The organism is Sphingomonas sp., assembly GCF_031361285.1.
GTDB lineage: Bacteria > Pseudomonadota > Alphaproteobacteria > Sphingomonadales > Sphingomonadaceae > Sphingomicrobium.
This window is the reverse complement of sequence record NZ_JANMCO010000039.1, coordinates 1-2851: the sequence shown is the minus strand read 5'-3', so window position 1 is coordinate 2851 and position 2851 is coordinate 1. Positions and strand designations below refer to the sequence as shown.

At 66.4% G+C, this 2851-nt stretch carries 2 protein-coding genes and 2 pseudogenes; 1 reads left to right on the top strand and 3 read right to left on the bottom strand.

Features of this window, described 5'->3' with window-relative positions:
• A pseudogene (locus RMO25_RS04330) lies at positions 1 to 609 on the top strand (DNA polymerase III subunit alpha); the annotation flags it as partial.
• Between the two features lie 386 nt (positions 610 to 995).
• On the opposite strand, the pseudogene mtgA reads toward RMO25_RS04330, so the two are convergent.
• From mtgA to RMO25_RS04315, 3 genes and pseudogenes are all read right to left on the bottom strand, one after another.
• Positions 996 to 1724: pseudogene (gene mtgA, locus RMO25_RS04325) on the bottom strand (monofunctional biosynthetic peptidoglycan transglycosylase); the annotation flags it as partial.
• 48 nt (positions 1725 to 1772) lie between these two features.
• Positions 1773 to 2549, bottom strand: a complete 777-nt coding sequence (locus tag RMO25_RS04320; protein ID WP_309661375.1) for a transporter — start codon at positions 2547 to 2549, stop codon at positions 1773 to 1775.
• Positions 2546 to 2851 (bottom strand): KUP/HAK/KT family potassium transporter (locus RMO25_RS04315; RefSeq protein WP_405051838.1); only part of this gene is annotated, 306 nt, incomplete at its 5' end. The genes RMO25_RS04315 and RMO25_RS04320, both read right to left, overlap by 4 nt.

Here is a 2851-nt window from a genome sequence, read left to right as displayed (position 1 = left end):
GCCCAGAAGCATTTGCTCGCCGCCCACAAGGTTCGGACTTTCGCCGAGCTCGCCTCGATTGCAATGCCCGCCGATGGCGGCCGTTCGACCACCACCATGGCCGGGCTGGTCGAGGAAGCGCGCTGGCGCACCTCGGCCAGGGGCCGCCGCTACATGATGGCGACCTTGAGTGATTCGTCCGGCCAATATTTCGCCACCGCCTTCGACGACGAACCGTGCGCGGCGCTCGAAGCCGCGGTGAAGTCGGGCGGCTGCGGGCTGATGAATGTCGAACTCGACCGCCGGCCCGGCGACGAGGCGCCAAGAGTGACCATCAAGCGCTTCCAGCCGCTCGACGCATTGGCCAAGCGCACCCGCCTCGAAATGGTCGTTCGCGTACCCGACGCCGACGCCGTGCTGCACCTCGCCCGCGAGCTGACCGGCGCTCACGGCGGCACCGGCTCAATCCGCTTGGTCGTTGCGCGCGAAAGCGGCGGCGAGGCGACCATTCTCCTCGGCCGCGACTACCTCCTCGACGCCGAACTCGCGGCGCGCATCGAGCGCATCACCGGCGAAGGCAGCGTCGACCTCTCAGTGCAAGAACCCCCCAAGCTCGCGCTGGTCGGCTGATAGTTCCTTCCTGGCCGAAGGACGGGGAGGGGGACCAGCGCAGCTGGTGGAGGGGTAGACAACGGCGGCGCCAGTTTACCCCTCCACCATTCACTCTGCGGTGAATGGTCCTCCTCCCAGCAATGGCTGGGGAGGAACTTCCGTCAGGCCCCGTTGGCGGGCGGTTGCTCTGTCGGAGGCGGAGCCTCGCTGGCCGGCGCTTCCGGAGCAACCGCGTTGGCGGCGGTCTGCTCAGGAGCCACGGTCTCATCCGCCCCAGGCGCCACCTCCACCGCATTTTCGATCGGCGGCAGCACCTTGGCGCTTTCATATTCCTCGCCCGGCAGCTTGGTCGGCGCCTTGCTCGGCGGCGGCGTCTGGTTCCTGGGCGGAACGATGCCCTGGTAGACGCAGGCGTCAAGGCCATCGCGGCCGACCACGCCGAGCCGCGCCGCGATGGTCCCGCCATATCGCCGGGTGAAGCCCTTGGGCGCGACCGCGCCGCGTTTCTTGGGCAGCGGCAGCACGGCGGCGATGCGCGCCGCCTCGGTGGCGCTCATCGCGCTCGAATCATGGCCGAAATAGCGCTGCGACCCGGCGTTGACGCCGTAGGTGCCGATCCCAGTCTCGGCGAGGTTCAAATAGACCTCCATAATCCGCGGCTTGCCCCACAGATGTTCGATCAGAAAGGTGAACCACGCCTCGACGCCCTTGCGGACGTAACCGCCGCCTTGCCACAGGAAGGCGTTCTTGGCGGTTTGCTGGCTGATGGTCGATCCGCCGCGGATCCTCCCGCCCGACGCATTGCGCTGCATCGCATTCTCGATCGCCGCATAATCGAACCCGTTGTGGCTGCAGAATTTGCTATCCTCGCCGGCGATCGCCGCGCGCACCATGTCACGGTCGATTTGCTTGATGCTCATCCAGTCGCGGCTCGCACCGCGCCCGGCGAGCAAATCGCCGGCCATGGTCGCGGTGATCGGCGGATTGATGAAGCGATAGGCCAGCACCCACAGCACCGAGCCCGCCAGGAAGATCAGGATCAGCTTGATGACCCAGCTGACGATCCGCCGTCCTAACGGCCGCGACCGACGGCGCTTGTAGCGCGGGATGGTGGACTTGGGACGCTTGGCCATGGCGCGGCGATTAGCGTGGGCAGCGCAACCCGTCGAGACGGCTATCCGTCAAAAGGCGATCGATGCCCCGGTATAAAGTTCAAGGTCGGGCGTATGCCGGGTGAGGCCAAAATTGGCGCCAAGGTCCAACTGGACCCGGGGCGAGGCGGCGTAGGCAATGGCCGCGTCGGCCGAAGTTTGCCAGATGGTCCCGGAAGGTTCGAAATTTTGGGAGCTCCACAGCTCGCCACCGATCGTGACCCGCGGCGCGACGGTCGCCGACAAAGTGACCAAATTGGTCAGGCCAACATGCCGCCCCGACCCATCGGTGTCGGCGAGCAGGTCGATTTCGGGGCCGAGCGTCATCGTCACTGGCCCAGCGAGCGTGAAGCTGACCGGGACCGCGAGCCCGCCCTCGGCCTTGCCATTGCCCAGGTCATGGCCGGCGGTCGGCAGCTTGACGAACGGGATCATCGCGACCTGCACGCCCGCGCCTGTCCCCGTCAGCCGCTGCTTAAAGCGTAGTGTGACGTCGCCAAACCCGGACGCGCGGCTGCGTGTCCCGGCTTCCTTCACGGTCAGGCGCAAGGCCGGCACGAACCCAAGCTCGAGATCGGACGCGTCGGACACGCCATATTTGACCACGATGGCGCCAATCGCCAGCAGCTCTGTGCGCGCGCCGCCGCTCTTCGTAACCGTCCAGTCGAGCGTGCCCGTTTCGATCTGGAACTGCCCCGCCGGTACTGTGCACACGCCGGTGGCCTTGGCCGGCCGATCGGCGCAGATCGGCGGAGCTTCGGCGGACGCCGCGGCCCCAACCGCCATCAACAGTGCGGCAGCGATCATATTTGCACTTGGCTGCCAAGCTCGACCACGCGGTTGGTCGGCAGCTTGAAGAACTCCATCGCGCTTTCCGAGCTCTTGAGCATCCAAGCGAACAGCTTCTCGCGCCACAGCGCCATCCCCGGCACCTTGCGCGACGGGATCAGCTTCTGGCGGCCGAGGAAGAAGCTGGTGCTCATCATGTTGAACGGCTCGCCGCAGGTCTTGATGCCGGCGAGGTCGCGCGGAATGTCGACTTCTTCCATGAAGCCGTAGTGGAGGATGACGCGATAGAAGCCGTCGCTGGCTTCCTCGATTTCGACCCT